This window comes from Thermomonospora echinospora, from assembly GCF_900108175.1.
Classification (GTDB): domain Bacteria; phylum Actinomycetota; class Actinomycetes; order Streptosporangiales; family Streptosporangiaceae; genus Thermomonospora; species Thermomonospora echinospora.
In genome coordinates, this window is sequence record NZ_FNVO01000004.1 from 216,700 (window position 1) to 242,849 (window position 26,150).

Sequence of the window (26,150 nt, forward strand, 5' to 3'; positions counted from 1 at the left end):
GGTGGAGGGCGTCCCGATGACCGGTCCCTACGGGCAGCCCGGCCCCTATCAGCCGCCCGGCCCGTACCCGCAGCCGTCCGGCCCGCCATCTGGACCGTCGTCCGGACCCCCGTACGGGCCGCCGTCCCCGTACGGGCCGCCGTCCCCGTACGGGCCACCGGGTCCGTCCGGGCCACCGGGTCCGCCCGCCCAACCGGGGCAGCGGCCGCCGGGGCTCGGGCCGTACGGGTACGGCCCGCCGCCGGTCCGCTTCTCCGAGGGCGTGCACCGGCTGCATCCGGCCACCGCGCTGTTGCGGGCGTTCGTGTTCCTGGTCGTCTACTTCGTCCTGCTGGGCTTCCCGCTGCTGCTGACGCAGCGGGGCGACGAGGTCGTCCTGATGGAGCCGGCGGCGGTCCGGCGGTTCGCGCTGGTGTCCATCCCGATGACGATCGCCGCCGTGGCGGTCGGCGTCTGGGGGTGGCTGGCGCTGCGGTTCTGGATCGCCGGCGACGACCTGGCCGTGGAGACCGGGCTGCTGCGCAAGCGCAGGCGGCTGATCCCGCTGTCGCGGGTGCAGGCCATCGACGTGGTCCGGCCGCTGATGGCCCGGATCACCGGGCTGGCCGAGGTCCGGGTGGAACTGGCCGGCGGCGACCGGAACGAGATCACGCTGCGCTGCCTGGGGCGCGGGGCCGCCCAGCAGTTGCGCGCCGAACTGCTCGCCCGCGCCGCGGGACTGCCCGGCCACACCCCCGAGGCGCCGGAACGGCCGTTCTGGCGGGTGCCGTTCGGCGCCCTGTTCGGCTCGCTGCTGATCAGGCTGCCCGTGATCGGCACCGGGCTGCTGTTCTGCGCACTGCTGATCACGGGCGTGCTGTTCCTGGAGCCGGGCGTCCTCGGCGCGGCGATCCCCGCCCTGCTGGGCCTGATCCGCGCGGTGATCGCCCCGCTGGTGATGTACGGCAACTTCACCGTGGCGACCTCGCCGGACGGCCTGCGGCTGCGCTACGGCCTGCTGGAGACCCGGATGCAGACCGTTCCGCCGGGCCGGGTGCAGGCGGTGAGCATCGTCGAGCCGGTGCTGTGGCGGCAGCGCGGATGGGCGCGGGTGGACGTCACGGTCGCCGGGTACGCGGGCGAGCGCCAGGCGCTGTCGTCGGTGCTGCTGCCGGTGGCGCCGCGCGCGGTCGCGGTCGCCCTGGTGGCGCAGGTCTTCCCGGGCGCCGGCGTCGACTCGGTACGGCTGCTGCCGGCCGCCTCCAAGGGCCTGTCGCCTGACCGGTTCGCCGCCGCCGGCACCGATGAGGTGATCTTCGTGGCCCGCCGCGGGATGCTGTGCCGCCGGACCGAGGTGATCGCCCACGCCCGGGCACAGAGCGTCCGGCTGACCTCGGGCCCCTTGCAGCGCCTGTTCGGCCTGGGCACCGTCCACGTGGACGCGCCGCCCGGCCCGGTCCGGGTCGCCGCCGCCGACCGCGACCTGGACGAGGCCCGCCTGATCGTCGAGTCCACCGCCGAACGCGCCCGCCTGGCCCGCGCCCAAGGCGGCTCCGACCCCACCCGCTGGGCCCGCTGATTTCGTCCGTTCCCCAGACGAACGGAAATTACCTGGCGTAGTGTCTCCATTACTCGATCTGGTTGCCGGAGTGTCAAGAGCATGGTCCGTATGCTGGAAGCCAACGCGGAGACGAGGTGTGGGGATGACCGCCATGGTGCACGAGCCGCCGACACGGGCCGCCGAGATCCTCCTCGAGAGCTTCCACGACCTGGAGACCCCCGAAGGGTTCCGGGCCGAGCTGATAGAGGGAGAGATCGTCGTGTCGCCACCCCCCGGCGGTGCCCATGAGATGGATCTCTGGTGTCTAGTACGCCAGGTGACCCTGCACTCGTCTGCGCGGATGGACTACTCCGGCCACAAGGGCCTGAAGCTGAGGCGTGGTGGTCGGTGCCCGAAGAACCACATCATTCCTGACGGTGTCTTCATTCCCCACGAACTGGACCTCCTCCGAGAGGCGGACCCGTGGATGGAGCCTGAGGGAGTGGCCCTCGTCGTCGAGGTGACGAGTTCGCGTCCGGACGGGGACCGCAGGGACAAGCGGCACTGTTACGCCAAGGGCGGCATCCCGCTCTACCTGCTGATCGACCGCGAACGGCGCATGGTGAGCCTGTTCAGCGAGCCGCGCAGCGACGCGGGCAAGGAGGACTACCTCCAGGTGACTCAGGTGATCTTCGGTAAGCCGCTGGACCTGCCGGAGCCGTTCTCGTTCACCCTGGACACCTCCGAACTCGACTAGCCGCACCGACCGGCGGCGGCCAGGGGGTCCGGCAGGGGGATGCCGGTCGTCTGGGCGAGCCAGCCGAAGCCGCCCAGGCCGGTCGGGTCGATCAGTTCGGCCTCCTCCCCGGCCCGGCAGAGGGCGGCCACGTAGCCGCGGGGGTCGCGGTGGGCCAGGGCGACCGGTGGGCGGATCCCGGTCAGGCCCAGGGCGCGCAGGGCCTGCCGCTGGGTGGTCAGGGACGAGGCGGTGGCGCCCGAGCCGGTGCCGGCGGTGGCGCAGGCGTCGAGGGCGACGTGCGCGGTGATGTCGCAGGAGCCGTCCGGTACGGCCGGGACGGCGTGGCCGTCGCGGTAGCCGGTCAGCGTGCCGCAGGCGGGACGGGCGTCGCGGACGTGGGAGTAGTCGACGGCGACGGCCAGCCCTCGCTCCAGGCGCCGTAGCACGGCCGACCAGGCGGCGCAGCGGGGATGGCCGACCTCGGCGCGGTCACCGGGGTCCTTCAGCGGCCACCAGCGGTCCAGCCATGCCAGGTCTTCCTCGGAGGGGGTGGGGCCGGGGCGTTCGGCGCCGGTGGTGGGGTCGACGAGGATTGTGCGGGGCCCGTCGGGGGTCAGCTCCACCACGTCCAGCGGGATGTTGTCCAGCCACTCGTTCGCGATGACTAGGCCGGTGATGGCGTCGGGCAGCGAGGTGCGCCAGGCGATCGGGCCGGGGATGGACGGGGGGCGGGGGGCCAGTTCCACGGCGACGGGGTTGAGGCGTCCGGCCAGGCCGGGGGCGGCCGTCTCAAAGATCCGCGTGATCAGCCCGCCGCAGCCCGCGCCGATGTCGACCAGGTCAAGCCGGGGCGGATGCTCCAGCGCCTCGTCCACGTGGGCCAACAGGCGGGCGAGCGCCTCGGCGTAGTGCGGCGAGGCGTGCACGGAGGTGCGGAAGTGCGCAGCGGGCCGTTCACCCCGGCGGTAGAAGCCTCCTTCGCCATAGAGGGCCTGCCGCATCGCCGTTCGCCACGTCACCCACCGCTCCACGACTGGGACGCTACTCCCAACCGCAGGTCGTAGGGGTCGTCCGACCTAGGTCTGATGGGCCGTCCACGGCCCGAACGTACTCTGAACCCCATGGTCAGGAGAGCATGGGCGTGGTGGCGTGCCCATAAGGCGCTGGTCGATCTCGTTTTCGTCGCGCCGCTGCTGCTCGTCTCGGTCCTGAGCGTCTCCGCCTACACCGCTCCGCCCCACGGCGCCCCTGCGGGCCCGATCCCCGAGCCGGTGTACGCGGCGCTGGTGGCCGGCCTGCTGCTGCCCTTGGTGGTGCGGCGGCGCTGGCCGGTGCAGGTGTTCCTGTGGATCGCCGCGGTGTCGTTCGGCCAGTGGTTGTTCGACGTCACCGTGATCCTCGCCAACATGGGCGTGCTGATCGCCATGTACACGGTGGCGGCCAACTGCTCGTTCCGGTGGATGGTGACCGCGGGCCTCATCGGTGAGCTGGGCGCGGTGCTGGCGGCGTTGCGGTACACGGTGGAGCCCGGCGCCCGCAAGTACACGGTCGTCATGCTGTCGGCCGTGGTCGCCGGCGTCTGGATCCTCGGCGTCTACATCAGCACCCGGCGGGCCTACCTGCGCTCGCTGGAGGAGCGGGCGGCCCGGCTGGAACGCGAGCGCGACACCCAGGTGCAGATCGCGATGGCGGCCGAGCGGGCGCGGATCGCCCGCGAGCTGCACGACGTGGTGGCGCACAACGTGAGCGTCATCGTCGTGCAGGCCGACGGGGCCTCGTTCGCGATCGAGACCGACACCGAGCGGGCCCGGCGGGCGCTGGAGGCGATCTCGGCCACCGGCCGGCTGGCGCTGGCGGAGATGCGCCGGCTGCTCGGCGTGCTGCGGGAGGGGGACGACGCCGGCTCCTACGCCCCACAGCCGGGCGTGGCGCAGCTCACCGACCTGGTGGAGCAGATCCGCGGCTCCGGGCTGCCGCTGGACTTCCGGGTGGAGGGCGTCCCGGTGGAGCTGCCCCCGGGGATGCAGCTGACGATCTTCCGGATCGTCCAGGAGTCGCTGACCAACACCCTCAAGCACGGCGGTCCCGGGGCGAGCGCACGGGTGCGGCTGCACTACGGTGACGAGGCGATCGAGGTGACGGTCGCCGACGACGGGCGAGGCGCGGCGGCCCGCGACGACGGGCTCGGCCACGGGCTGGCCGGGATGCGGGAACGGGCCGCGGTGTACGGCGGCAGCGTGCGGGCCGGGCCCCGTGCGGGCGGCGGCTTCGAGGTCGTGGCCAGGCTGCCGCTGCGAGAGGAGGCGAGGAGCACGTGATCCGGGTGATGCTGGTCGACGACCAGGAACTGGTGCGCGCCGGGTTCCGCATGGTGCTGGACGCCCAGCCCGACATCGAGGTGGTCGCCGAGGCGGCCGACGGTGCCCAGGTCGCCGGCACGCTGCGGGCCGTCACGGCGGACGTGGTGCTGATGGACGTGCGGATGCCCCGGATGGACGGCATCGAGGCCACCCGGCGGATCGGCGCCCTGCCGCCGGACCGGCAGCCCAAGGTGATCATCCTGACCACCTTCGACCTGGACGAGTACGCGTTCGCGGCGATCAAGGCCGGGGCCGCCGGGTTCCTGCTCAAGGACGCCGGCCCGGCCCAGCTGATCGAGGCGATCCGGGCGGTGCACTCGGGGGATGCGGTGGTGGCGCCCAGCACCACCCGGCGGCTGCTGGACCGGTTCGCGGTGCACCTGCCCGACAAGGAGCAGCAGGTGGCCGACGGGGCGCTGGCGACGCTGACCGGGCGCGAGCGCGAGGTACTGAACCTGGTGGCCCGCGGGCTGTCCAACGCCGAGATCGCCGGACGGCTGTACGTCTCGGAGGCGACGGTCAAGACCCACATGGGCCGGATCCTGACCAAGCTGGGGCTGCGCGACCGGGTCCAGGCGGTGGTCTTCGCCTACGAGACGGGGTTGGTCAGGAGCGGGCAGCACAACGACGGCTGACCCCGGGCGCGGGTCGCACCGGGGGCTGACCGCGGGGGTACGACTCAGGTCGTACGGCGGCGGGCGGGTAGCCCGCGACGCGCACGGCGACCGTGGACGCAGGGCCGACGACGGCGGGAACGGCCGTCCCTAGCGTGGATCCCGATCACCGAAGCAGATCGAGGAGTCCACCGTGACCAGCACGTTCACCCCCGTACCACCGGGTTCCGGCGCCGGTGCGCCGCCGGCCCCGCCCGCCGTCGTCGCCACCGAGGTCGCCAAGGTCTACGGGTCCGGGGACGCGGCGGTGCACGCTCTGCGCGGGGTCAGCGTGTCCTTCGCCAAGGGCGCCTTCACCGCGATCATGGGGCCGTCCGGGTCCGGCAAGTCCACCCTGATGCACTGCCTGGCCGGGCTGGACACCGTCACCTCCGGGCGGGTCACGCTGGGCGAGGTGGAGATCACCGGGCTGGGCGACAGGCGGCTGACGCTGCTGCGCCGTGAGCGGGTGGGCTTCGTCTTCCAGGCGTTCAATCTGGTGCCCACGCTGACCGCCGAGCAGAACATCCTGCTGCCGCTGGAACTGGCCGGCAAGAAGCCGGACCGGGACTGGTTCGACCAGGTGGTGGAGGTGGTGGGGCTGCGCGACCGGCTCTCGCACCGGCCCGCGGAGCTGTCGGGCGGCCAGCAGCAGCGGGTGGCCTGCGCGCGGGCGCTGGTGTCCCGGCCTGAGGTGATCTTCGCCGACGAGCCCACCGGCAACCTCGACTCCCGCTCCGGGGCCGAGGTGCTGGGCTTCCTGCGGTCCTCGGTCCGCGAGATGGGCCGGACCATCGTGATGGTGACCCACGACCCGGTGGCGGCCTCCTACGCCGACCGGGTGGTGTTCCTGCGCGACGGGCGGATCGTCTCCGAGCTGGCGCGGCCCACCCCGGACGCGGTGCTCGACCAGCTCAAGGCGCTGGGGGGCTGAGGCGGTGCTGAAGGTCTCCCTGGCCGGGGTGCGCGCGCATCGGCTGCGGCTGATGCTGACCGGGCTGGCCATCATGCTCGGCGTCGGGTTCATCGCCGGCACGTTCGTCCTCACCGACACCATGCAGGCGGGCATCGACAAGAAGTTCGCCGGGTCGGCGAGCAAGGTGGACGTGGCCGTGCTGCCCAAGAAGGGCAAGGTGGACGTGCTGCCCGAGGAGGGCCCCGGCGGCGACCGGGTGCCGGCGGACCTGCTCACCAAGATCCGGGCGCTGCCGGGCGTCACGGCGGTCCACGGACTCGTCCGCGGCGAGGCCCCGCTGATCGGCAAGGACGGCAAGGTCTACGGAGACAGCCCCACCCGCGGCCTGTCGGTCACCGACGGCCCGCTGCAGCGCTATGACATCGTGGCGGGCAAGGCCCCGGTGGCGCCGGACGAGGCGGTGCTGGACGAGCGGACCGCCAAGCGCAACGGGTTCAAGGTGGGCGCCGTCATCAGGGTGTTGGACGCCAAGGGCGCCGAGCACCGGTTCACCCTGACCGGCCTGGCCGACTTCGGGGTCGACTCGGAGGTCGGGTTCTACGGAGGGGTCGGCTTCACCCCCGCCACCGCCGTGCGGATGACCGGCGAGCGCGACCCCGTCGAGATCGACGTGCTCGGCGGTGACCAGGCCGCGCTGCGGGACGCGGTCGCCGCGGTGGCCGGCGCTCGGTACGACGTGCTGACCAGCCGGGCGCTGGGCGACCGGCTGGCGGACGCGGCGGGGGCCGACACCAAGATCATCCGTACCGGGCTGCTGATCTTCGGTGTGGTGTCGATGCTGGTGTCCGCGTTGGTCATCTACAACACGTTCGCGATCCTGATCGCCCAGCGGATGCGGGAGATGGCGCTGCTGCGCTGTGTCGGCGCGACCCGCCGGCAGGTGTTCGGCGGGGTGCTGCTGGAGTCGGCGGTGGTCGGCCTGGCCGGCTCACTGGCCGGGCTGGCGCTGGGTGTGGTGCTGGCGGCGGGGCTGCTGGCGCTGGTCGGCGGGATGAACGCCGAGATCCCCACCGACAGGCTCACCCTGACCCCGACGGCCGTCGCCGTCGGGCTGACGGTCGGCATTGTGGTGACCGTGCTGTCGGCGCTGCTGCCGGCCCGCGCGGCCACCCGGATCGCGCCGGTCGCCGCGCTGCGGTCGGAACTGGAGCCGGGCGGCGGGCGGTTCCGGCTGGGCTGGCCGCGCCGGATCCTGACGGTGCTGTTCGGGGTGCTGGGCGTGGGGCTGGCCCTGCTGGGCTCGCTGTCGATGGACAAGGGCGAGACCGCGATGTTCGTGGTCGCGGCCGGGGGTGCCCTGCTGTTCCTGGCGGTGATCGCGCTGATGCCCGCGCTGGTGCGCCCCCTGGGCGGAGCGGCCGGCGCACTGCCCGCCCGGCTGACGGGCGTTCCCGGACGGCTGGCGGTGGCCAACGCCCGCCGTACGCCGCGCCGCACCGCGACCACCACCATCGCGCTGACCATCGGGGTCGGCCTGATGAGCCTGTTCGCGGTGGTGGCGGCCAGCGGCCAGGCCACCGTGGTCGCCAACCTGGAGGAACAGTTCCCGGTCGACTTCCAGTTGCACACGCAGTTCAGCAGCGCGCAGACCGACCCCGAGCTGCCGCCGGCGCTGGCGGCCGGGCTGCGCGCGCGGTCCGAGCTGACCGGCGTGGTCGAGATGCGGCGGCAGGAGGCCCGGGTCGGCGGCGACGAAGTCGAGGTCGGCACGGCGACCCCGGCCGCCTTCGGCAGGCTGCTCAAGCCTCCGGTCCGCAGCGGCTCGCTGGCCGACCTGAAGACGGGGACCGTCGCCGTGAACGAGACGATCGCCAAGCACCAGGGCCTCGCGGTCGGTGACACGCTGCGCATCGGGACCGGACGGGGCCAGGTGCCGCTGAAGGTGGTGGCCGTGTTCGGCGGGGAGACCTCGCTGTCGTCGTACGTGGTCCCCGAGAGCGACTTCACCCGGTACTTCGGCGCCAAGGGCCCCTGGACGATCTACGTCAACGTCCGTCCCGGCACCGACCCCGAGCGCGCGCTGCGGGCGGTGGAACAGGTCGCCCAGCCCTACCCGACCGTCAAGGCGACCTCGGCCACCGCGGTCAAGGAGCAGTTCACCAGCGCCTTCGACACCATGCTCATGATCTTCGGGGGGCTGCTGGGGCTGGCCGTGATCATCGCGCTGTTCGGCATCGCCAACACCCTCAGCCTGTCGGTGGTGGAGCGCACCCGCGAGTCGGCCCTGCTGCGCGCGCTGGGCATCACCCGCGGCCAGTTGCGGCTGATGCTGTCCGTGGAGGCCGTGATCATGGCGATCATCGGGGCGCTGACCGGGGTGGTGCTCGGCGTGGCGTTCGGCTGGGCGGCCACCGAGTCGATGGCCGACTCCTCGGTCTTCGCCCTCCCGTACGGCCAGATCGTCGGCCTGATGGCGCTGGCCGGGCTGGCCGGCCTGCTGGCCGCGGTGCTGCCGGCCCGCCGGGCGGCCAGGACGTCCGTCGTGGAGTCCCTCAGCCACGGCTGAGCACCTCGCGTCCGCCGCCGTGCCCCCGGGTACGGCGGCGGACGCCAGGGGGTACCCTGTGCGAGACCGTCCGGTACCCCACTGAGGACTGGAACGACGATGGATCCACATGCCGTGCCGTCACCGGCCGCGCCCGAGGACCGCCCCGCCCGCCTGTCGGTCGGCGTGGTCGGCGCGGGACGGGTCGGCGCCACGCTCGGCTCGGCGCTCGCGCTGGCCGGTCACCGGGTGACCGCCGCCACCGCGGTCTCCGAGGCCTCCCGCCGCCGCGCCGCCGAACGGCTGCCCGGCGCCGCCCTGGCCACCCCGCAGGAGGTCGTGGCCGCCGCCGACCTGGTGCTGCTGACCGTCCCGGACGACGCGCTGCCCGAACTGGCCGCCGGGCTGGTCGTCACCGGCGTCCCGGTGGAGGGCAAGCTGATCGTCCACACCAGCGGCCGGTACGGGACGCGGGTGCTCGACCCGGTGACGCGGGCGGGCGCGCTGCCGCTGGCGCTGCACCCGGTGATGACCTTCACCGGCCGTCCCGACGACCTGAACCGGCTGGCCGGGATCTCGTTCGGGGTGACCTCCCCCGAGCCGCTGCGGCCGGTCGCCGAGGCGCTGGTGGTGGAGATGGGCGGGGAGCCGGTGTGGATCCCCGAGGAGCGCCGCACCCTCTACCACGCGGCGCTGGCGGGCGGCGCCAACCACCTGGTCACCCTGGTCGTCGAGGCGATGGACCTGCTGCGCGCCGCGGGGGTGGACGACCCGGCCGCGATGCTGGGTCCGCTGCTGGGCGCCGCGCTCGACAACGGGCTGCGCCTGGGGATGAGCGGCCTGACCGGGCCGGTGGCCCGCGGCGACGCCGGCACCGTCGCCGGGCACATCGAGGAGCTGGCGAAGGTCTCGCCCGAGGGCGTGCGCGCCTATGTGGCGATGGCCCGGCTGACCGCCGACCGGGCCCTGGCCGCCGGCCTGCTCAAGCCCGAGGACGCCGAGCGGCTGCTGGAAGTGCTGGCCGACTCCTGACCCCGTCCTGCCGTCCCCCGTGGTCGTCGCCATGGGTGAAAGGGGAGAACCTGCCATGACACCGGTCATCGCCCGGACCCGTGAGGAACTGGCCGCCGCCCGTTCCGGGGTCACCGGCACGCTGGCGCTCGTGCCGACGATGGGTGCGCTGCACGAGGGGCACCGGTCGCTGATCCGCCGGGCGCGGGAGCTGGCCGACACGGTCGCGGTGAGCATCTTCGTCAACCCGCTGCAGTTCGCGCCGCACGAGGACCTGGAGCGCTACCCGCGGCCGTTCGCGGCCGACGTCGAGGCGTGCGCGGCCGAGGGCGTGGACCTGGTGTGGGCGCCGGCCGTCGAGGTGATGTACCCGGCCGATCCCGAGGTCAGGGTCAGCTCCGGGCGCATGGGCACGGTCGTGGAGGGCGCCGCCCGCCCCGGCCACTTCGACGGGATGCTCACCGTCGTGCTGAAGCTGCTCAACCAGGTCCGCCCCGACGTGGCGGTTTTCGGCGCCAAGGACGCCCAGCAGTTCGCCCTGATCCGCCGCATGGTCGCCGACCTGGACCTGCCGGTGCGCGTGGTGTCCGGCCCCACCGTGCGCGAGCCGGACGGCCTGGCGCTGTCCAGCCGCAACCGCTACCTGTCGGACGCCGAGCGCAAGACCGCCCTGTCGCTGTCCCGGGCCCTGTACGCGGGCGAGGCCGCGGCCGGTGAAGGCCCGGCGGCCGTCCTGCGGGCCGCCCGCGACGTCCTGGACGAGGCGGTCGAGGCCGATCCGCCGCTGGCCCTGGACTACCTCGAACTGGTCGACCCGGCCACCTTCGACCCGGTCGGCGAGTCGCACGCCGGTGAGGCCGTGCTGGTGGTCGCCGGCAAGGTCGGCACCACCCACCTGATCGACAACGTTCCCCTCGCGATCGAGCCCCGGGAGAGCTGATGTTCCGCACGATGTTCAAGTCGAAGATCCACCGCGCCACCGTCACCCAGGCCGACCTGCACTACGTCGGATCGATCACCATCGACGCGGATCTGCTGGACGCCGCCGACCTGCTGCCCGGCGAGCAGGTCCACGTGGTGGACATCGACAACGGCGCCCGGCTGGAGACCTATGTGATCGCCGGGCCCCGCGGCTCGGGCGTGATCGGCATCAACGGCGCCGCCGCCCACCTGGTCAGCCCCGGCGACCTGGTCATCATCATCAGCTACGCCGCCATGAGCGAGGAGGAGGTCCGCTCCTTCGAACCCCGGGTCGTGCACGTGGACCGCGCGAACCGCATCGTCTCCCTGGGCAGTGACCCCGCCGAGCCGGTCCCCGGCAGCGACCAGCGCCGCGGCGACGAACTCCCGGTCGGCTGACCCGCCACCCCGGGGAACGAGCGATGCCCTCCTCCGGTTAATGTCATAGTGACGAAAAACCCCGAGGAGGGCAGATGATCCCTCGACGTCTGCGCGCGCCCGCCCCCGGCTGGACGGTGGACACCGATGTGGTGGTGGTCGGCTCCGGCATCGCCGGGCTGGTCACCGCACTGGCCGTGGCCGGTCGGCGGGCGGGCGGCGGCCGTGTCCTGCTGGTCACCAAGGCCCTGCTGGACGCCGGCTCGACCCGCTGGGCGCAGGGCGGGATCGCCGCCGCCCTGGCGCCCGGCGACAGCCCCGAGGCGCACCTGGCCGACACGCTCACCGCCGGGGTGGGCCTGTGCGACGCGGCCGCCGTCCGCACCCTGGTCACCGAGGGCCCGGACGCGGTGCGCCGGCTGATCGACCTGGGCACCGACTTCGACCGGGAGGCCGACGGCGCGCTGGCGCTGACCCGCGAGGGCGGCCACCACCGCCGCCGCATCGCGCACGCGGGCGGCGACGCCACCGGCGCCGAGATCAGCCGCGCCCTGCTGGCCGCCCGCAAGCAGGCCGGGATCGAGGTCATCGAGCACGCCCTCGTCCTGGACCTGCTGCTGGACGGTGCCGGCCGGGCCGCCGGGATCACTCTGCACGTGATGGGGGAGGGGCAGCGGGACGGGGTCGGCGCGGTCCGGGCGAACGCCGTGGTGCTGGCCACCGGCGGGCTCGGCCAGGTGTTCTCGGCCACCACCAACCCCGAGGTGTCCACCGGCGACGGGGTGGCGCTGGCGCTGCGCGCCGGGGCCGCCGTCACCGACCTGGAGTTCGTCCAGTTCCACCCCACCGTGCTGTGGCTGGGTGAGGGCGCCGGCGGCCAGCAGCCGTTGATCTCCGAGGCGGTGCGGGGCGAGGGCGCGCACCTGGTGGACGCCTCCGGCGAGCGCTTCATGGTCGGCCGTCACGACCTCGCCGAACTCGCCCCCCGCGACGTGGTCGCCAAGGGCATCATGAGCCGGATGCGCGAGACCGGCGCGTCCTGCGTCTTCCTGGACGGCCGCCACCTGGGCGCCCCGACCTGGGAGCGCCGCTTCCCGACCATCCTGGCCAAGTGCCGCGACCACGGCATCGACCCGGTCACCGAGCCCATCCCGGTGGTGCCCGCCGCGCACTACGCCAGTGGCGGCGTCCGCACCGACGCCTGGGGCCGCACCTCGGTGCCCGGCCTGTACGCCTGCGGCGAGACCGCCTGCACCGGAGTGCACGGCGCCAACCGTCTGGCCTCCAACTCCCTCCTGGAGGGCCTCGTCTTCGGCGAGCGCATAGCCGCCGCCATCCCCGTGGGCCCGGACCCCTCGCCGCTGGACGTCCCGGCGGACGACGACGGCGGGCTGCTGCAGCCGGAGGTACGTGAGGACGTCCAGCGCATCATGACCACGTACGTCGGAGTGCTGCGGAACGCGCAGGGCCTGGAGACCGCCGAGCGGGAGTTGGCCGCGCTGGGCGACAAGACCGGCGCCGAGCCCTGCGTCGAGGCGTGGGAGGCGACCAACCTGCACGCGGTGGCCACCGCGATCGTCGCCGCCGCCCGGCGGCGCGAGGAGACCCGGGGCAGCCACTGGCGGGAGGACCACCCCGACCGGGACGACGCCCGCTGGCTGGGGCACCTGGTGACGCGCTCGGCCGGCGGCCGGCTCACCACGAGGTTCGAACCGCTGGACCGCCCGGTCGCGGCGGAACCGGCACCGTGACCGCCGCACCTGCGCGGCTCCCGACGCCGGCGTTGCCGGAATCGCGTTCGGAGCACGACGGCGTCAAGATCAGCGGGGCGGGGAGCGTGAAGGGGAGAGGACATCGATGACACCGGAGCTTGAGGGGCTGCTGGCGGGTGCGGGGCTCGATCCCCGGGCCGTAGCGGACCTGGCACGGACGGCGCTGACCGAGGACGGTGAGGTGGACGTCACCAGCGAGCCGATCTTCGCGCCGGAGGAGACCGCCACCGGGGCGTTCACCGCCCGCCAGGACGGGGTGGTGGCCGGGCTGCCCGTCGCGGCCGTGGTCTGCGGGCTGCTCGGCCTGGAGACGACCCTGCACGCCGCCGACGGGGACCGGGTCGCCGCCGGGCGGGTGCTGATGACCGTCACCGGCCCCACCCGCGCCGTGCTGCGCGCCGAGCGCGTCGCGCTGAACCTGCTCACCCACCTGTCCGGCGTCGCCACCCTCACCCGGCGGTGGGCCGACGCGGTCGAGGGCACCGGGGCGAGGGTCCGTGACACCCGCAAGACCCTGCCCGGCCTGCGCGCCCTGCAGAAGTACGCGGTGCGCTGCGGCGGCGGCGTCAACCACCGGATGGGCCTGCACGACGCCGCGCTGATCAAGGACAACCACGTGGCCGCGGCCGGCTCGGTGACCAAGGCGTACCAGGCCGTCCGCGACATGTACCCGTCCCTGCACGTCCAGGTGGAGTGCGACACCCTCGCGCAGGTGGCCGAGGCCCTGGCGGTCGGGGTGACCTCGATCCTGCTCGACAACATGAGCACCGCCGAGCTGGCCGAGGCGGTGCGCCTGGTGGCGGGCCGGGCCGAGCTGGAGGCCAGCGGCGGGCTCGCTTTGGAGCAGGCCCGAGACGTCGCCGTGACCGGTGTGGACTACCTTGCCGTGGGGGCGCTGACGCACTCGGCGCCCGCGTTCGACATCGGCCTTGACTTTTCCTGAATCAGCGGGGACCTGATGCTGCTCACCATCGACGTCGGTAACACCAACACCGTCCTTGGCCTCTTCGAGGGCGAGGAGGTCATCGAACACTGGCGTATCAACACCGACGCGCGGCGCACCGCCGACGAGATCGCGGTCGTCTTCCAGGGCCTGATCAGCCAGAGCCCGCTACTGGCCGACACCGACATCAGCGGCATCGCGCTGTGCTCCACGGTGCCCTCGGTGCTGCACGAGATGCGGGAGATGTGCCGCCGCTACTACGGGGACGTGCCCGCCGTGATCGTGGAGCCCGGGGTCAAGACCGGCGTCCCGGTCCGCATGGACAACCCCAAGGAGGTCGGCTCCGACCGGATCGTCAACGCGCTGGCGGCCATCCACCTGTTCGGTGGGCCCGCCATCGTGGTCGACTTCGGCACCGCCACCACCTTCGACGCGGTCTCCGCCAAGGGCGAGTACGTCGGCGGCGCCATCGCCCCCGGCATCGAGATCTCCATCGACGCGCTGTCGGCCCGCGGCGCCCAACTGCACAACGTCGAGCTGGCCCGCCCGCGCAGCGTGATCGCCAAGAACACCGTGGAAGCCCTGCAGTCGGGCATCATCTTCGGCTTCGCCGGCCAGGTGGACGGGCTGGTGGACCGGATGTCGGAGGAGCTGACCGCCAACCCCGACGACCTGACCGTGGTCGCCACCGGCGGCCTGGCCCCGCTGGTGCTGGACGAGGCCCGCAGCATCGACGTCTTCGAGCCCTGGCTCACCCTGATCGGCCTGCGCCTGATCTACGAGCGCAACATTGGCGGCAGCTGACCCGTCCGCCGCTCCCGGCGGCGTACGGCCGGACACGCTCGGCGGCCCGCGGAGTCGTTCGCGGGCAGCCGAACGGGGTCGGTAGCCTGACGTGCGTGAGTGAGCAGCAGCAGGACTACGACGACCTTCCGGAGCAGATGCGGGTGCGCCGGGAGAAGCTCGACCGGCTCCGGGAGGCCGGAATCGACCCGTACCCGGTGAACTTCCCCCGGACCGACACCCTCGCCGAGGTGCGCGAACGCCACCCGGGCCTGGAGCCGGGGGCCGAGACCGGCGAACGGGTCGGCGTCGCCGGGCGCGTCATGCTGCTGCGCAACACCGGCAAACTGTGCTTCGCCACCATCCGCGACGGCAGCGGCGAGATCCAGGTGATGCTGTCGCTGGCCAAGGTGGGCGAGGACGCGCTGGCCGCCTGGAAGCGCGACGTGGACCTCGGCGACCACATCGGTGTGCAGGGCGAGGTGGTCAGCTCCCGGCGCGGCGAGCTGTCCATCATGGCCGACAGCTACGCGATCACCGCCAAGTGCCTGCGCCCGCTGCCGGACAAGCACGCCGGGCTGACCGACCCCGAGGCCCGGGTGCGGCTGCGGTACGTGGACCTGATCGTCAACGACGAGGCCCGGCGGATGGCCCGGCTGCGCAGCGACACCGTGCGGGCGGTGCGGGACTTCTGGCACGAGGAGGGGTATCTCGAAGTCGAGACCCCGATGCTGCAGCCGATCCACGGCGGGGCGGCGGCGCGCCCGTTCGTCACCCACATCAACGCCTACGACATGGACCTGTACCTGCGGATCGCCATCGAGCTGTACCTCAAGCGGCTGGTGGTCGGCGGGATCGACAAGGTCTTCGAGATCAACCGCAACTTCCGCAACGAGGGCGCGGACTCCACCCACAACCCCGAGTTCACCATGCTCGAGGCGTACGGGACCTACCTCGACTACCACGACATGGCGACGCTGACCCAGCGGATGTACCAGCGGGCCGTGGTGGCCGCGCTGGGCACCACCGTGGTCCACCACGACGGGCAGGAGGTCGACCTGGGGCTGCCCGAGTGGCCGCGGATCACCCTGTACGGCGCGGTGTCGCAGGCCCTCGGCGAGGAGATCACCCCGCACACCCCGATCGACCAGGTGCGCAAGCACGCCGACGCCCGGGACATCCCGTGGGACCCCAAGTGGGGACAGGGCCGGATCGTCCAGGAGATCTTCGAGGAGCTGGTCGAACACACCCTGGTGCAGCCCACCTTCGTGATGGACTACCCGCTGGAGACCTCACCGCTGACCCGCCAGCACCGCGACGAGCCGCTGCTGACCGAGAAGTGGGACCTGATCGGCTTCGGCACCGAGTTGGGCACCGCCTACTCGGAGCTGGTCGACCCGATCGAGCAGCGCCGTCGGCTGACCGAGCAGTCGCTGCTGGCCGCGGGCGGCGACCCGGAGGCCATGCAACTGGACGAGGACTTCCTGCGCGCGCTGGAGTACGCGATGCCGCCGACCGGTGGGGTGGGCGTCGGCATCGACCGGATGATCATGGCGTTCACCGGCAAGGGCATCCGGGAGACGATTCTGTTCCCGCTCGTCCGGCCGGAGTGAGGGCGGCGGCCGGGCGCCCGGTAACGCGCCCGGAGCGTCCGCTCACCGGACACCGATGTCCGAAATAGCGGGTTGGAACCTTCCGAAGGGGCCGCAAGATCCTCTCCACCGGGTCCGCGCGACCGTTGCGGGGTAGAGCGGAGTAAACCGCTCTACCCGCTTCGGTCACGAAACTTGACTATTTTGGGACATTCGTAAAGGTCCCAACTCCGGCCTCCGGCCCCCTCCGTGATCCGGTGGACACCGCCCCGCACAGGGCCGTCACCCCCTGGAACCGGGCCGTTCCCGCAGGTCAACGAGCCGGCCGCGGGAAATGATAGACGGGGCGTGACTGCGGATGCACATATGCCTACGCACCGTTATCTTTACGCGCTTGACGGTCCAGACCTGGCCGCCTAGCGTTCCGTGCCGTAGCGCACCATAACGATTCACGATCATCGCTGCCGGATGGTCGGGGACATGAGAAGGGATGGGCGGAAGAGGCTCGATCATGACCCATTCCGGACATGTTTCCCCCCGTCCCGGCGTTCGTGGCAGCACTCGCCGGAGGGTCCGGCAGATGCCGAACCCCGTTCGGGGCACGTCCGGCGGCCGGTGGGCCGAGCCGGATTGGTGCGGGCCGACTCCTGAATGGTTACCCATGCCTCCCCCTGTGCGCCACCTCTCAAGGGCATCGGCCGAATTCGGCCACCCGGGCGACCATCGCCTCTCCCGGCGCACCGGCACGGCGAGGAGACCGGTGGGCCGGTCTCCGACAACCCCCATACGCGCGACCGTCGGCTGTTGTGGGCCGGTCGACACTCCCTCACCCCGCAACCAAGCGCGTACCGATCCAGGCCTACCCGTACCTGTGCGGCACAGCGCCGCATCCCCGCGGTCATCACCACGGACGAGGGAGGACGGAGTGGAACAGGCCACACTCGCACGCCGCGGCACCGACGAGCCGCGCCTGAGTGAGGATGACATCCGGTTGCTCGCCCAGATCGCCAGCGGCGTCACCGCCGACGTCGCGGCACGCAGGCTGGAACTGAGCGCGCGGACGTTGCGACGGCGGTTGCGGACCATCTGCGACCGGCTCGACGTGAACACCCCCATCGAGGCCGTCGTGTGGGCGGCCCGGAGGCAGCTGATCTAGGATCCGCGAGCGCCGCAGGCGCGCATGCGATGCCGGCGTGCGCACCGGCGGTGGGATCCCCGGCGCACTCCGCGGGCATCGCCGTACGGCGGGCATCGATCGGCGTACGACGTGACGTCATGTCGGAACACGGGGGCGTGACGTCGAACGGCGGCGTGCCACGGACGTCGGAGGGGGCCGGGCCGGGAAAGCCGGCCTGGCCCCCTCCCAGTCCGGCCGGACGCGCCCGGTGTCAGGCCACGCGGACCGCTCCGGCGTACGGACGGCCGTCCAGCGGTGAGATCTTGACCACGTCACCGGTCTGCGGCGCGTGGATGAACTTGCCGTCCCCGACGTACATCCCCATGTGGTGCAGGTCGGAGTGGAAGAACACCAGGTCCCCCGGCTTGAGCTGGCTGCGGGAGATGTGCGTGCCGGCGTTCCACTGGCTGCCGGTGTAGTGCGGCAGGTTGATGCCCACCTGCTTGTAGGCCCACATCGTCAGCCCGGAGCAGTCGAAGGTGCTCGGCCCCGCGGCCCCCCACACGTACGGCCGGCCCAGCTTGCCCATCGCGTAGCGCAGGGCCTGGGCGGCCTTGCCGGTGCCGATGACCGGCAGGTCCGCCAGCGCGCTGGGATCCCGCTTGACGATCTTGCCGCGGATCTTCTCGTAGAGCTCGGTGACCTCCTCGCGCTGGTCATCGAGCTGCGTGCGCAGCTTGGTGACCTGCTCGGCGCGGTCCTCAGCGGACTTGCGGGCGCGCTGGGCGGCCTGCATGGCCTGCACCAGCCCCTGCACCTTGGTGCCGTCCTGCTCGGCGAAGTAGCGCAGCGTGGCGGCCTGGTCGAGCAGCGCCTGCGGGTCGCCGCCGGTCGCCAGCGCCACCGCCGGATCCACGCCGTTCTGCATGTAGCTGGTGGCGGCCAGGCTGCCGACCTTCTCCCGGACCGACTCCAGCGCCTCCTCCTGCCGGGCGGCGTTGGCGGCGGCGACCTTGGCGGCCCGCTGCGCCTGCGACAACTGCACCTTCAGGCCGTTGTAGCGCTCGGTGAGCTGTTCGAGCCGGTCGGCGAGCTTGTGGGCCTGGCTGGTCAGCTCCTTGGTGGAGGGGTCCGGGTCGGCGTGCCCCGGCGCGGCGGGCAGCAGCCCCGACGCGGCCAGCACGGCCCCGGTCAGCAGGGCGGCCCGCGCCCGGCTCCGCGTGGGACGCCCGCGGCGCCGTCCGGCCGGCCGGCCCGTCCGGGAGGTCACCGGATCGGGTTCGGGGCGGGTGGACTCCACTCGGTGTCTCCTCTCCTGGTCCGCCTACCGGGTTAGCTGACGGGTTCGGGCAAGGAGCAGCCCTACCGCGGCCGGCGCGTCGGAGACGCGCCGGAACGGATTCACCCCGGGAGCACCCTCCATTGGGTCCGACGGAGCCGCTCTGCTCCTGCCTGCCCAGGGGAATTGAAGATGGGTCCCCGGTTCCTCGGACGCCGGCTGCGCCCGCGGACTCGGCGGTTCAGCGCTTTACTCGCTGCTGACGTCAGCGAGGGAGACTAACGAAGTCTGCGGGCGATGCCAACCGGAACCCGGGAAGTCGCAGCTCGCCGACACGGACCGTATCGGGGCGGGCGATATGACCGGTAGTGCCGCGGACCGATACGCTCAGCTGTTTGTGGAGGTCACGATCAGGCGGGCGCGGACGGCCGATGTCCCGGTGATCCGCCGGTATATCGACACCTATGCGGGGAACGGGCGGACGCTGCGGAAGTCGACCGTGACCCTCTACGAGGACGTTCAGGAGTTCTGGGTCGCCGACGACGCCGAGCTCGGCGTCGTCGGCTGCGGCGCGCTGCACGTCATGTGGGAGGACCTGGCCGAGGTCCGCTCGGTCGCGGTGGACGGGCGATGTGGCGGCCGGGGCATCGGGCACCGTATCGTGAGCCGGCTGTTGGAAACCGCCCGGGAACTCGGCGTGCGACGGGTCTTCTGCCTTACCTTCGAAGTGGAGTTCTTCGCGCGTCACGGCTTCCGGCCGATTCTGGGCACACCGGTGTCGCCCGAGGTGTACGAAGAGCTCTTGCGTTCTTATGACGAAGGCGTGGCCGAGTTCCTCGACCTTGACCGCGTGAAGCCGAACACCTTGGGCAACACCAGGATGCTGCTTCGCCTGGAGGAGTGACCGTAGCGATGAGCGACCCGTACCGCGGGGGGCAACCGTACAACCCGCACTGGCAGGGCGGCAGCCCTCCCGGACAGTGGCAGCGGCCGCCCGCACAGGGCCAGTGGCAGGCGCCCGCGCACCAGGGGACCGGGGCATACGGCGGTTATCACGACCCGGTGGCCACGGACCTGCCGCTGGCCCCCATTCACCGCAGGGCCGCCGCCCGGCTGATGGACAACGCCCTGGTGGCGGTGTTCGGATTCGCGCTTGTGCTGCCGATCGCGTTCGGCGTGATCGGCCTGGACGCGCCGGGCAGCAAGACGCGCACCGAGGGCGGAGTGTGGAACTGGCCGATCATCACGACGCTGTTCGTGGTGCTGGCGATCCTGCCTTTCCTCTACGAGGCGGTCCAGCTGTCGATGTGGGGCCAGACGCTCGGCAAGCGTGTGCTCGGGATGAGCGTGGTGCGGGTGGACGGCCAGGCGATGCCGGTCTCCCAGGCGGCCTGGCGGGCGGCCATCAACAACATCGGCTACCAGCTCGGCCTGTTCTTCTTCCTGATCCTGGCGGTGATGGTCTGGGAGTACGCCGCCTACGGGCTGCTGCTGGTGACGATCGGCATGCTGATGGCCTATCTGTGGGCGATCTGGGACCAGCCGCTCCATCAGGCCATGCACGACCGCTTCGCCCACACGGTCGTCGTCGACGACCGGGTCGGCCATGAGGACGACCACTACCACTACGACGAATAAATCCGTTCATGCCTGATGACGGCGCGCTGGCGGAGCCGGGACAGCGGCTGGTGGCCAGGGTCGTGGACACCCTCGTGGTGGGCTTGCCGGTGACCCTGGTGGCGCGCTCGGAGGCCGTCGGGCTGTCCCCGCCGACGGCGGACTTGGTCACCGTGCCGATCCTGGCGGGTCTGCTGCTGGTCTACGAGTGGGTCCAGCTCGCCCTGTGGGGCCGTACGCTCGGTAAACGCTTCGCGGGCATTGAGGTGGTGGCCGAGCCCCGGCGGGACGGCCGGGGGCTGGGCCTCGGCCGGGCGCTGTTGCGGTCGGCCACGTACGCGCTGCCGATCGCGGCCCGGCCGGTGCCCTTCTTGGGGGTGGCGGCCGGCCTGTTCTGGGTGGCGAACGCGGGGCTGCTGCTGGAGGGGACGCGGCGGCAGACGCTGCACGACCGGCTCGCCGGCACCCTCGTGGTGCGCCGTCCGCAGCCCGAGGCGCGGCCCGAGGTGGTGCCCGACGGCGGTGTTTAGCATTGGCGGCGGCTCCGCGGGTCCCGGTACTTTTCTGCCCTATCCGGTGCCGGTGAGGCGATAACCACCCGCCGCCGTGGGCCGCTGCGGATTTCGTGGCCGCGCCGCGCCGCCGGCCCCCCGCGGGCGCGCGGAAGGCCGATGCCACCGGGCCTGACGGCCCCACCTCATTCCGTAGCCCTCGCAGGGGTTAGTGTCGTTACCCTGGGGCTAATCGATGGTGCCGGGGCGGTTGGGGCCGCCCCGTTAAGGTGGTACTGGACCTATTTCTCCCGTATCTTCTTCTTGACCGTCCCTTGGGGTTACCGCGCGTGTCGGCCCCGGGCTTTCCCGCAGCGCTTCGATTCGCCCGGGCGGCCATGATCGAGGTCGCCGGGACTGCCGCCGCCGGTGGCCGGGCTGGGCGCAAAACCCCCGTGCCGGGGCGGGCTGCCGCGAGGCGCGGCACGGACAATTCCCACCGCCGTGGGGCGGTGGCCGGCCCGGCTCGCCGAGTAAGCCGGGCATAGCGGAATCGCTTCCCCTGATTACGCGGAGTTACCGGCGGGCAGGGAAACTCCGCCGGGCCGCGCTGAATTGTCATCCGCAAGCGCTTCGGTATATCTTTGGAAACCGAATGTAGTTTGCTCCGGCGGAAAGGTCTGTCCCCATGGCACAGAAGGTTCAGGTGCTTCTCGTCGACGACCTCGACGGTGGCGAGGCGGACGAGACCGTGTCGTTCGCGCTCGATGGCGCCTCCTATGAGATCGACCTCAGTGGCGACAACGCAAAGAAGCTGCGGGATTCACTGCAGCCGTTCGTGGAGCACGCCCGTAAGGCGGGCGCCGCTCGGCGCCGCCGTACCCGCGGCGCGTCCAGTCGGGAGCGCAGCGCGGACATCCGCGCTTGGGCCAAGGCGCGCGGCATCAAGGTCAATGAGCGCGGCCGTATCCCGGCGACCGTCGTGGAACAGTACGAGGCGGCTCACTGATCGCATCGCCGACTGGCGGCCCGCCTGCCGCACGGCGGGCGGGCCGTTCGCTTGCGGCGAAGTGCCGGTCCGCGGACTTCCCGCCCGAAGGGCCCCACTACCCCGCCTCACATCCCCGCAAACCCCGTAATTCAGGGGGAAACGCCCAGGTCAGAGGGGTCTCGGCGGGGCCCGCCCACCCGGCTTGAGATCGTTGATCAAGCCGGGTGAAAGCCGTTCGCTTGGGGCGTAGCGGGAACATGCCGCGCCCACGTGGTAGTTGGATGGGGATGAACAGCGCTTAGCTGGGGAACGTCTCCTGGTGGGAGTGCACCGGGTGGCCTCCTCGGGGCGGGCTAGTACGCGGATGGACGGGACCGGGCAGCCGGATCCGCCCAACCGCTCTATGAGGAGCGACGAGATGTTCGAGAGGTTCACCGACCGCGCGCGGCGGGTCGTCGTCCTGGCCCAAGAAGAGGCCCGGATGCTCAACCACAACTACATCGGCACCGAGCACATCCTGCTGGGCCTGATCCACGAGGGTGAGGGCGTCGCCGCCAAGGCCCTGGAGAGCCTGGGGATCAGCCTTGAGGCGGTGCGGCAGCAGGTCGAGGAGATCATCGGCCAGGGACAGCAGGCCCCTTCCGGGCACATCCCGTTCACTCCGCGGGCCAAGAAGGTGCTGGAGCTGTCGCTGCGTGAGGCGCTGCAGCTCGGGCACAACTACATCGGCACTGAGCACATCCTGCTGGGTCTGATCCGCGAGGGTGAGGGCGTGGCCGCCCAGGTGCTGGTGAAGCTGGGCGCGGACCTGAACCGGGTGCGCCAGCAGGTGATCCAGTTGCTGCACGGCTACCAGGGCAAGGAGCCCGCGGCGGCCGGCCCCTCGGAGTCGGCCCCCTCCACGTCGCTGGTGCTGGACCAGTTCGGCCGCAACCTGACCCAGGCCGCCCGCGAGGGCAAGCTCGACCCGGTGATCGGCCGGGACAAGGAGATCGAGCGGGTCATGCAGGTGCTGTCGCGGCGGACCAAGAACAACCCGGTCCTGGTCGGCGAGCCGGGCGTGGGCAAGACCGCCGTGGTCGAGGGCCTGGCTCAGAAGATCGTCAAGGGCGAGGTGCCCGAGACCCTCAAGGACAAGCAGCTGTACACCCTCGACCTCGGCGCGCTGGTCGCCGGGTCCCGCTACCGCGGTGACTTCGAGGAGCGGCTGAAGAAGGTCCTCAAGGAGATCCGCACCCGCGGCGACATCATCCTGTTCATCGACGAGCTGCACACCTTGGTGGGCGCGGGCGCCGCCGAGGGCGCGATCGACGCCGCCAGCATCCTCAAGCCGATGCTGGCCCGCGGCGAGCTGCAGACCATCGGCGCCACCACCCTGGACGAGTACCGCAAGCACCTGGAGAAGGATGCCGCGCTGGAGCGCCGCTTCCAGCCGATCCAGGTCGCCGAGCCGTCCCTGTCGCACACCATCGAGATCCTCAAGGGCCTGCGCGACCGGTACGAGGCGCACCACCGCGTCTCGATCACCGACGGCGCGCTGGTGGCGGCCGCCCAGCTGGCCGATCGCTACATCAGTGACCGGTTCCTGCCCGACAAGGCGATCGACCTGATCGACGAGGCCGGCTCGCGGATGCGCATCCGCCGGATGACCGCGCCGCCGGACCTGCGCGAGTACGACGAGAAGATCGCCGAGGTGCGCCGGGAGAAGGAGTCGGCGATCGACGCGCAGGACTTCGAGAAGGCCGCGGCCCTGCGGGACAAGGAAAAGCAGCTGCTGACCGCCAAGGCGCAGCGGGAGAAGGAATGGAAGGCCGGCGACATGGACGTCGTCGCCGAGGTGACCGAGGAACTGATCGCCGAAGTCCTCGCCACGGCCACCGGCATTCCGGTCTTCAAGCTGACCGAGGAGGAAACCTCCCGCCTGCTGCGCATGGAGGAGGAGCTCCACAAGCGGGTCATCGGCCAGGAAGACGCCATCAAGGGCCTGTCCCAGTCCATTCGGCGCACCCGCGCCGGGCTGAAGGACCCCAAGCGCCCCGGCGGCTCGTTCATCTTCGCCGGCCCCTCGGGCGTCGGAAAGACCGAGCTGTCCAAGACTCTGGCGGAGTTCCTGTTCGGTGACGAGGACGCGCTGATCCAGCTCGACATGTCCGAGTTCATGGAGAAGCACACCGTCTCGCGGCTGTTCGGCTCCCCGCCCGGATACGTCGGCTACGAGGAGGGCGGCCAGCTCACCGAGAAGGTGCGCCGCAAGCCTTTCTCCGTCGTGCTGTTCGACGAGATCGAGAAGGCCCACCCGGACATCTTCAACTCGCTGCTGCAGATCCTGGAGGACGGTCGGCTGACCGACGCCCAGGGCCGGGTGGTGGACTTCAAGAACACCGTCATCATCATGACCACCAACCTGGGCACCCGGGACATCTCCAAGGGCCAGTCGCTGGGCTTCACCCGCGCCAACGACACCCAGGGCGACTACGACCGGATGAAGGCCAAGGTGCAGGAGGAGCTCAAGCAGCACTTCCGGCCCGAGTTCCTCAACCGTGTCGACGACATCGTGGTCTTCCACCAGCTGACCCCCAAGGAGATCATCCAGATCGTGGATCTGATGATCGCCCGGGTGGACGAGCGGCTGCGTGACCGGGACATGGGCATCGAGCTCAAGCAGGAGGCCAAGGACCTGCTGGCCGAGCGCGGCTACGACCCGGTGCTGGGCGCCCGGCCGCTGCGCCGCACGATCCAGCGGGAGATCGAGGACAACCTGTCGGAGAAGATCCTGTACGGCGAGCTCAAGGCCGGCCAGATCGTGATCGTCGGCGTCGAGGGCTCCGGCGAGACGGCCAAGTTCACCTTCAAGGGTGTGCCCAAGCCGTCCACCGTCCCCGACACTCCGCCGCCGGTCGAGGGTGCGGTCAACTTCAACAAGGATTGATCACTCCGCAACCGACAGCGCAGGGGCCCGCACCGTCCGGTGCGGGCCCTTTGCTGTTTCCGGGCCGATCCGGGACGGGTCGCACAGGCCCGGCCGACGACCGCTTGGCCGTGTCCTGACCGATCGGCCCGTTTGCCGCGCCGGACGAAATGGGCGTCGATCAAGGCTGGGCACCTTCCCCGGTGGCGCGGATCTTGCCGATCCGCACCCGAACACGAGGGAGGGAAATGTCAAGATCACGCATGCCCCGCATCGCGGCCTGTCTGGCGGCCGTGGGCGGGGTCACGGTGGCGCTCGTTCCAGGGTCGGGTCAGGCGGCGCAGGGGACGCCGACGGTCCGGGTGGTCGCCGAGGGCCTCAACAGTCCCCGGGGCGTCACGGTGCTCGGTGACGGCACCGTCCTGGTGGCCGAGGCGGGGACGGGCGGGCGTGGCCCGTGCACGAAGTCGACCGGCGCGAGCGAGACCCGCAAGTGCTTCGGCAACACCGGCTCGATCTACCGGGTCAGGGGGAAGCACCAGGGCCGGGTCGTACGGAACCTGCCGTCCATCAGCGACCCGGCCGGCCGGGAGGCGGCGGGGCCGGTCGACGTCGTGGTGTCCGGTGACGGCTACCTCGTGCTGAGCGGCGCCGCGCTGAACAGCGCCAAGCGCGCCCAGTTCGGCGCACAGGCGCGCCGGATGGGCACCCTGTACCACGTCGGGGGCCGGTGGCACGGGTCGGTCATCGCCGATCTGGTGGAGCACGAGACGCGGTTGAACCCGGACGGGGTACTGCCGCCCACCGGTCCCGGCAAGGAGCCGCTGCACTCCAACCCCTGGCGGTTCGTGGCCGCGGGCGGGGACTGGCTGGTGACCGACGCGGGCGCCAACGACCTGATCCGCACGGCCCGGGGCGGTCCCGCCCACACCGAGCTGGTCTTCCCGCACAGCGAGCTGCGGGCCCGTGGGAGCCGGGCGCCTGAACTGGCGGAGTCGGTGCCTACCGGGATCGTACGGGGGCCGGACGGCGCCTACTACGTCGGGGAGCTCGGCGGGCGTAAGCCCGGCGCGGCCCGGATCTGGCGGATCGTGCCCGGCCACCGGCCGCAGGTGTTCGTCTCCGGCATGACCTCTCTCACCGACCTGGCGCTGGACGGGCGCGGCGGCCTGGTGGCGCTCAGCATGGGTGAGGCCGCGGGCTCCGGTGGCGCGGCCAAGCCCGGCGCGCTGTACCGGATCGACCTGAAGACCAGGGCCAGGTCCGAGATTCCCACCGGCGGGCGGCTGCGGATGGCGACCGGCATGGGCATCGGCCGTGAGGGCGAGATCTACGTAGCCAACAATGGCATCGGCAACGGTGCCGGCCAGCTGGTGCGCGTGGAGCCCTGACCGTGGGGCGGCAGTCCTTCGATCACCAGGCCGGCATCGGGCGTGCCCGGCCGGGCCCGGCATGCCCGTTCTCCGCACGGCCGGGGTCGGGACTGTTGCCTCATTCGCCGTCCCGACCCGCCGGGTACCGGTGTCCCGGTGCCGCCGGCGGGCCGGACCTCGGCCCCATGCTCCCGGGACGGGCT

At 72.0% G+C, this 26,150-nt stretch carries 22 protein-coding genes and 1 riboswitch; of the genes, 20 read left to right on the forward strand and 2 right to left on the reverse strand.

What is annotated here, in order from left to right:
* Positions 1 to 16: 16 nt before the first annotated feature.
* Positions 17 to 1,558, forward strand: coding sequence for a PH domain-containing protein (locus C4U03_RS11195; RefSeq protein ID WP_103937665.1), 1,542 nt, complete (start codon positions 17 to 19; stop codon positions 1,556 to 1,558).
* A gap of 124 nt (positions 1,559 to 1,682) precedes the next feature.
* A complete protein-coding gene (locus C4U03_RS11200) occupies positions 1,683 to 2,276 on the forward strand; it encodes a Uma2 family endonuclease (RefSeq protein WP_200827193.1) in 594 nt (197 codons plus the stop codon).
* Here the strand turns inward: C4U03_RS11200 and C4U03_RS11205 are convergent.
* Positions 2,273 to 3,277 carry an SAM-dependent methyltransferase gene (locus tag C4U03_RS11205; protein WP_235017773.1) on the reverse strand — a complete coding sequence of 335 codons (1,005 nt, stop codon included), beginning with the start codon at positions 3,275 to 3,277 and terminating at the stop codon, positions 2,273 to 2,275. The two genes, C4U03_RS11200 and C4U03_RS11205, sit on opposite strands and share 4 nt — an antisense overlap.
* 102 nt (positions 3,278 to 3,379) lie before the next feature.
* Here C4U03_RS11205 and C4U03_RS11210 point away from each other — a divergent pair, with 102 nt between their 5' ends.
* From C4U03_RS11210 to C4U03_RS11265, 12 genes are all read left to right on the forward strand, one after another.
* The gene (locus tag C4U03_RS11210) at positions 3,380 to 4,576 is read left to right on the forward strand and encodes a sensor histidine kinase (protein WP_103937667.1); all 1,197 of its coding nucleotides are present in this window, start codon (positions 3,380 to 3,382) and stop codon (positions 4,574 to 4,576) included.
* On the forward strand, positions 4,573 to 5,253 hold the full coding sequence (locus C4U03_RS11215; RefSeq protein ID WP_235017775.1) for a response regulator transcription factor: 681 nt from the start codon (positions 4,573 to 4,575) through the stop codon (positions 5,251 to 5,253). Before C4U03_RS11210 ends, C4U03_RS11215 begins: the two co-directional genes overlap by 4 nt.
* 172 nt (positions 5,254 to 5,425) lie before the next feature.
* Positions 5,426 to 6,205, forward strand: a complete 780-nt coding sequence (locus C4U03_RS11220; RefSeq protein ID WP_103937668.1) for an ABC transporter ATP-binding protein — start codon at positions 5,426 to 5,428, stop codon at positions 6,203 to 6,205.
* A gap of 4 nt (positions 6,206 to 6,209) precedes the next feature.
* Positions 6,210 to 8,753 carry an ABC transporter permease gene (locus C4U03_RS11225; RefSeq protein ID WP_103937669.1) on the forward strand — a complete coding sequence of 848 codons (2,544 nt, stop codon included), beginning with the start codon at positions 6,210 to 6,212 and terminating at the stop codon, positions 8,751 to 8,753.
* Between the two features lie 99 nt (positions 8,754 to 8,852).
* Entirely contained in the window at positions 8,853 to 9,764 is a 912-nt protein-coding gene (locus C4U03_RS11230; RefSeq protein WP_103937670.1) for a Rossmann-like and DUF2520 domain-containing protein, read from the forward strand.
* A 55-nt stretch (positions 9,765 to 9,819) separates the two neighbouring features.
* Positions 9,820 to 10,683 carry a pantoate--beta-alanine ligase gene (gene panC, locus C4U03_RS11235; protein ID WP_103937671.1) on the forward strand — a complete coding sequence of 288 codons (864 nt, stop codon included), beginning with the start codon at positions 9,820 to 9,822 and terminating at the stop codon, positions 10,681 to 10,683.
* Positions 10,683 to 11,102, forward strand: a complete 420-nt coding sequence (gene panD / locus C4U03_RS11240; RefSeq protein ID WP_103937672.1) for an aspartate 1-decarboxylase — start codon at positions 10,683 to 10,685, stop codon at positions 11,100 to 11,102. The genes panC and panD overlap by 1 nt, the downstream gene beginning before the upstream one ends.
* 74 nt (positions 11,103 to 11,176) lie before the next feature.
* Entirely contained in the window at positions 11,177 to 12,832 is a 1,656-nt protein-coding gene (locus tag C4U03_RS11245; RefSeq protein ID WP_103937673.1) for an L-aspartate oxidase, read from the forward strand.
* 106 nt (positions 12,833 to 12,938) lie between these two features.
* Positions 12,939 to 13,796: a carboxylating nicotinate-nucleotide diphosphorylase gene (gene nadC / locus C4U03_RS11250; protein ID WP_103937674.1), complete on the forward strand. Its 858-nt coding sequence runs from the start codon at positions 12,939 to 12,941 to the stop codon at positions 13,794 to 13,796.
* A 15-nt stretch (positions 13,797 to 13,811) separates the two neighbouring features.
* Positions 13,812 to 14,600 carry a type III pantothenate kinase gene (locus C4U03_RS11255; protein WP_103937675.1) on the forward strand — a complete coding sequence of 263 codons (789 nt, stop codon included), beginning with the start codon at positions 13,812 to 13,814 and terminating at the stop codon, positions 14,598 to 14,600.
* A 95-nt stretch (positions 14,601 to 14,695) separates the two neighbouring features.
* Positions 14,696 to 16,192 (forward strand): bifunctional lysylphosphatidylglycerol synthetase/lysine--tRNA ligase LysX, encoded by a 1,497-nt coding sequence (gene lysX, locus C4U03_RS11260; protein WP_103937676.1) that lies wholly within the window; start codon positions 14,696 to 14,698, stop codon positions 16,190 to 16,192.
* 904 nt (positions 16,193 to 17,096) lie between these two features.
* Positions 17,097 to 17,327, forward strand: a complete 231-nt coding sequence (locus C4U03_RS11265; protein WP_103937677.1) for a LuxR family transcriptional regulator — start codon at positions 17,097 to 17,099, stop codon at positions 17,325 to 17,327.
* A 232-nt stretch (positions 17,328 to 17,559) separates the two neighbouring features.
* Here the strand turns inward: C4U03_RS11265 and C4U03_RS11270 are convergent, their stop codons facing one another.
* Positions 17,560 to 18,588 carry a C40 family peptidase gene (locus C4U03_RS11270; protein WP_103937678.1) on the reverse strand — a complete coding sequence of 343 codons (1,029 nt, stop codon included), beginning with the start codon at positions 18,586 to 18,588 and terminating at the stop codon, positions 17,560 to 17,562.
* A 5-nt stretch (positions 18,589 to 18,593) separates the two neighbouring features.
* A riboswitch (cyclic di-AMP (ydaO/yuaA leader) is annotated at positions 18,594 to 18,816 on the reverse strand.
* 109 nt (positions 18,817 to 18,925) lie between these two features.
* On the opposite strand from C4U03_RS11270, the gene C4U03_RS11275 reads away from it, so the two are divergent.
* The 6 genes from C4U03_RS11275 to C4U03_RS11300 all read left to right on the forward strand — a co-directional run bounded on the left by C4U03_RS11275 (position 18,926) and on the right by C4U03_RS11300 (position 25,965).
* Positions 18,926 to 19,471 carry an amino-acid N-acetyltransferase gene (locus C4U03_RS11275; RefSeq protein WP_200827194.1) on the forward strand — a complete coding sequence of 182 codons (546 nt, stop codon included), beginning with the start codon at positions 18,926 to 18,928 and terminating at the stop codon, positions 19,469 to 19,471.
* Between the two features lie 8 nt (positions 19,472 to 19,479).
* On the forward strand, positions 19,480 to 20,205 hold the full coding sequence (locus tag C4U03_RS11280) for an RDD family protein (RefSeq protein WP_103937679.1): 726 nt from the start codon (positions 19,480 to 19,482) through the stop codon (positions 20,203 to 20,205).
* 8 nt (positions 20,206 to 20,213) lie between these two features.
* The gene (locus C4U03_RS11285; RefSeq protein ID WP_103937680.1) at positions 20,214 to 20,714 is read left to right on the forward strand and encodes an RDD family protein; all 501 of its coding nucleotides are present in this window, start codon (positions 20,214 to 20,216) and stop codon (positions 20,712 to 20,714) included.
* A gap of 649 nt (positions 20,715 to 21,363) precedes the next feature.
* The gene (locus C4U03_RS11290; RefSeq protein ID WP_103937681.1) at positions 21,364 to 21,684 is read left to right on the forward strand and encodes a histone-like nucleoid-structuring protein Lsr2; all 321 of its coding nucleotides are present in this window, start codon (positions 21,364 to 21,366) and stop codon (positions 21,682 to 21,684) included.
* Positions 21,685 to 22,084: 400 nt separating this feature from the next.
* Positions 22,085 to 24,595 carry an ATP-dependent Clp protease ATP-binding subunit gene (locus tag C4U03_RS11295; protein ID WP_103937682.1) on the forward strand — a complete coding sequence of 837 codons (2,511 nt, stop codon included), beginning with the start codon at positions 22,085 to 22,087 and terminating at the stop codon, positions 24,593 to 24,595.
* A 242-nt stretch (positions 24,596 to 24,837) separates the two neighbouring features.
* On the forward strand, positions 24,838 to 25,965 hold the full coding sequence (locus C4U03_RS11300; protein ID WP_235017776.1) for a ScyD/ScyE family protein: 1,128 nt from the start codon (positions 24,838 to 24,840) through the stop codon (positions 25,963 to 25,965).
* The last annotated feature ends 185 nt before the right edge of the window (positions 25,966 to 26,150 follow it).